At 70.2% G+C, this 4,595-nt stretch carries 1 protein-coding gene; it reads left to right on the plus strand.

Annotation, left to right across the window (positions count from 1 at the left end; translation table 11 throughout):
* On the plus strand, positions 1-4,100 hold a 4,100-nt coding region (locus tag ACIG5E_RS39045), incomplete at its 5' end, for an amino acid adenylation domain-containing protein (RefSeq protein WP_396542006.1).
* Positions 4,101-4,595: the final 495 nt, after the last annotated feature.

Raw genomic sequence — 4,595 nt, forward strand, 5'->3', positions numbered from 1 at the left:
TCCTCGCGGTGCGGCTGGTCAGCCGGATCCGTACCGTCCTGGGTGTCGAGACCGAGATCCGTACGCTGTTCGAGACGCCGACCGTCGCCGGGCTCGCTGCCCGGCTCGCGGGCGCCGACACGGCCCGCACCCCGCTCACGGCGATGCCCCGCCCCGACCGCCTCCCGCTCTCCTACGGACAGCGCCGACTCTGGATCATCAACCAGATGGACGGGCCCAGCAGTACGTACAACATTCCCGTCACATCGCCGATACCCGGCGATGTGGACGCCGACCTGCTGAACGCCGCGTTCCTCGACGTGATCGGGCGGCACGAGCCGCTGCGCACCGTGTTCCCGACCGTCGACGGCGAGCCCTACCAGCGGATCCTCGGAGTCGAGGAGCTGGACTGGGCGCTGCACGTCGAGGACGTGGAGCGGGAGTTGCTGGAGGCCATGGTCGAGCAGGCCGAGCAGTACGAGTTCGACCTGTCCGCCGAGATCCCGATCCGGGCAACGCTGTTCCGGGTCAGCCCGGAGGAGTGCGTGCTGGTGATCGTGGTGCACCACATCACCAGTGACGGTTGGTCGTGGGGACCGGCGATCTCCGACCTGAAGACCGCCTACGGGGCGCGCAGCGCGGGCCTGGCCCCGGAGTGGGAGCCGCTGCCGGTGCAGTACGCGGACTACACGCTGTGGCAGCGAGAGCTGCTCGGCGACTTCGCCGATCCGGAGAGTCTGGGCGCCCGCCAGATCGCCCACTGGCGTGAGGCACTGGCCGGGATTCCGGAGGAGCTGGAGCTGCCCGCCGACCGGCCGCGTCCGGCGACGGCGAGCTACCGAGGCCACCGGACGGGGCTGGAGGTCTCGCCGGAGGTGCACGCGCGGCTCGCGGAGATGGCGAGGGCCGAGGGCGTGACCATGTTCATGGTGATGCACGGGGCGCTGGCCGTGCTGCTGAACCGGCTCGGCGCCGGCACCGACTTCCCGATCGGGTCGGCGGCCGCCGGTCGTACGGACGAAGCCCTGAACGATTTGATCGGGTTCTTCGTCAACACCTTCGTGGTACGGACCGACGTGTCGGGCGACCCGACCTTCCGCGAGGTGCTCGGGCGGGCCCGGGAGGCCGCGCTGGGGTCGCTCTCCCACACGGACGTGCCGTTCGAGAAGCTGGTCGAGGAGCTCGCCCCGGCCCGGTCGCTGGCCCGCCACCCGCTCTTCCAGGTGATGTTCCTGCTGGAGAACGCGATCGGCACGAAGGCCGACGGCCCCGGCTACTGGACCGACGGTGGCTCCTACGAGGCTGTCGACGGCGGCGTCCTGTCCACCCGCTCCTCTTCCGTCAAGTTCGACCTGGACTTCGACATGGTCGAGGTGTACGACCAGGACGGCGCGCCGTCAGGACTGCACGGCGGCCTGACCGCCTCGGCGGACCTCTTCGACGTCGAGACCGGTGTACGCCTCGCGCAGTGGTGGGTCCGGCTGCTGGCGACCCTGGCCGCCGACCCGGACCTGCGGCTCAGCGAGGTCGACCTGCTCGACCCGAAGGAGCGCCACCGGGTGCTCACCGAGTGGAACGCCACCGAGGCGCCGGTGCCGAACGGGACGGTCGTGGAGCTGTTCGAGGCGCAGGCCGCCCGAACGCCCGACGCCATCGCCCTGGTGCATTGCGGGGTCGAACTCAGCTACGCCGAGCTGGACGCCCGCGCGAACCGGCTGGCGCACTACCTGCTGGCCCAGGGTGTCGGTGTCGAGTCGCTGGTGGGTGTCTGCCTGCCTCGCGGCGTGGACGCGGTGGTCGCGATCCTCGCCGCCTGGAAGGCGGGCGCCGGCTATCTGCCGGTCGATCCGTCGTTTCCGGTGGAGCGGATCTCGTTCATGCTGGCGGACAGTGGTGCGGTGCTGACGCTGACCGATGAGGAGCTGCTGGAGAAACTGCCGGCCGAGCGTGCCCGGTTGGTGGCGGTGGACAGCGCGCTGATGGATGTGCAGCTGTCCGCTCAGCCGGACACCGCGCCGGAGATGACGGTGCGGGCTGATGGCCTGGCGTACGTGATCTACACGTCGGGTTCGACGGGTCGTCCGAAGGGTGTGGCGGTTCCGCATGGCGGTCTTGCCAACTATGCGCGGTTCGCGGCTGCTTCGTACGGTGCGGGGGGTGGTGCGCCGCTGCATTCGTCGCTGGCGTTCGACCTGACGGTGACCAGTGTGGTGGTGCCGCTGATCTCGGGTGCGCCGGTGGTGGTCAGCCGTGACGGCGGGGCCGAGGGTCTGGCGGAGCTGCTGCGCTCCTCGGATGGCGGTTTCGGTCTGGTGAAGGCCGTCCCCGCCCACCTCCCGCTGCTGTCGGAGCTGTTGACGGATACGCAGCTTGCGAAGGCTGCGGGTACGTGGGTGGTCGGTGGCGAGGCGCTGCCGGCGGGTGTGGTGCGGGATCTACTGGACAAGGCCCCTGGGTCGGTCGTGGTGAACGAGTACGGTCCGACGGAGGCGACGGTCGGCTGTGCGGTGTTCGAGGTGCGGGCGGGTGATGAGCTGGGTGCGGTGGTGCCGGTCGGTCGTCCGGTCGCGAATACGCGGCTGTATGTGTTGGACGGGCACCTGCGGCCGGTGGCGCCGGGCGTGGCGGGTGAGCTGTACATCGCGGGCGCCCAGCTGGCGCGCGGGTACGTCAAGCGTGCGGGTCTGACGGCGGAGCGTTTCGTCGCGAACCCCTTCGAGTCGGGTGTGCGGATGTACCGCTCGGGCGATGTCGCTAGGTGGCGTGCGGACGGGCAGTTGGAGTTCCTGGGTCGTGCGGACGAGCAGGTGAAGGTCCGTGGTTTCCGGATCGAGCCCGGCGAGGTCGAGAACGTCGTCGTCACGCACCCGCAGGTCGCACAGGCCGCGGTGATCGCACGCGAGGACGTCCCGGGCGACAAGCGACTGGTGGCCTACGTGGTGCCGAACCGGGGTGTCCCGCAGGAGGAGCTGGACCAGCTCGGCCAGGTGGTGCGCGCGGTCGTACAGGACCGGTTGCCCGGGTACATGGTCCCGTCCGCGGTGGTGGTGATCGAGAAGCTGCCGCTGATGCTGAACGGCAAGCTGGACCGCAAGGCCCTGCCGGTACCGGAGACCGAGGTCCGTGCGGACGCCCACCACTCAGTCACCTCCTTTGAGGCGAACGTCGGTGCTGCCTTCGCGGAGGTCCTCGGGCTGGACAGCGTCGGCGTCGACGACGACTTCTTCGCCCTCGGCGGCCACTCGCTGCTTGCCGTCCGGCTGATGGAGAACCTGCGGGAGCGCGGGGTGACGATCGCGGTGCGCGACGTGTTCGCGGCGCCCACCGTGGCCGAGCTGCTGAAGCGGACGAACCTGTCCTCGATGCGGGACGCGCTGGCCGTGCTGCTGCCGATCAGGGAGCGAGGCGAGCGGCCGCCGTTCTTCTTCCTCCACCCGGCGGGTGGCGTGGGTTGGTGTTACATGCCGCTCGTGCGGCACGTGCCGGCTGACATCCCGCTGTACGCGCTGCAGGCCCGCGGTCTGGACGGGGTCGGCGAAGTCGCCGGATCCATCGCGGAGATGGCGACGGACTACATCGAGCAGATGCGGTCGGTGCAGCCGAGCGGCCCGTACCACCTGCTGGGCTGGTCGTACGGCGGTGTGATCGCGCACGAGATCGCCGTCCAGCTGCAGGCGGCCGGTGAGGAGGTCGGGGCGCTGGTGATGCTCGACCAGTACCCGTGGGACCGCGAGGAGGCCGAGGCCCTGGCGGCCGAGATGGCGGAGTATGAGGAAGAGGAGCTGATCGGCCGACTCGTCGACATGGTTCGGCGGGAGGCGGGCGGCGTGCTCGGTGCGATCACCGACGAGGAGTACCGGACCTTCGCGAACGTGCTGTACAACGGCCAAAAGCTCCGGCCCCGCCACACGCATGGCCGGTTCGACGGCGACGCCCTGCTGGTCGTCGCCGAGGAAAGCCGCGTCGAGGAGGACGGGCCGACCGCCGGGGCCTGGGCGGAGTTCGTGACCGGCACGGTTTCGGAGGCCGGGGTGCCGTGCACCCACTACAACCTCGCGAAGCCGGAGAACCTCCGCCTCGTCTGGGCCGAGGTGTCCGCCTGGCTCGGCTGGGAGGACTGACGCCGAGAGGCGCGTCGGGCGGAGCGGCCTCAGTCGAGGCTGCCTCCGCCTGACGAGCAGCGAAGTGATCAGGTCCGGTTCGACGTTGCCGCCACTGATCAGGACGCCCACGCCGCCGTACTCGGCGACGTGGGTCAGCGCGGCGGCGAGCGCCGGTACGGCCTCCGGCTCGGCACCGACCACCGGGGTGCGCCAGACCCGGTCGGCGAGTTCGCGTACGGCGCGTTCGACGCCGTCGTGGTCGAGCGGCGTTTCCGTGAGGAGTGCGGGGTACTTTCCGGACGCGGTGTCAGGCATGCCGCACGGCCTTTCCGCTGGGTCCGCCGATTTCATTCCGGTGTGGCAGGGAGGGGAATTTCTCGCACGCCGATGTCGTGCCCATCGGGGCCTCCCCCAAAGGGGGCTCTCCTGCCGCATGTGTGGGTGCGCTGATCTGCGGCTGGACGTGAAACACGCCGTCCTCTGTGATCCTTGAGGTGTCGAGACTCAAGTTGG

The organism is Kitasatospora sp. NPDC053057, assembly GCF_044546945.1.
GTDB lineage: Bacteria > Actinomycetota > Actinomycetes > Streptomycetales > Streptomycetaceae > Kitasatospora.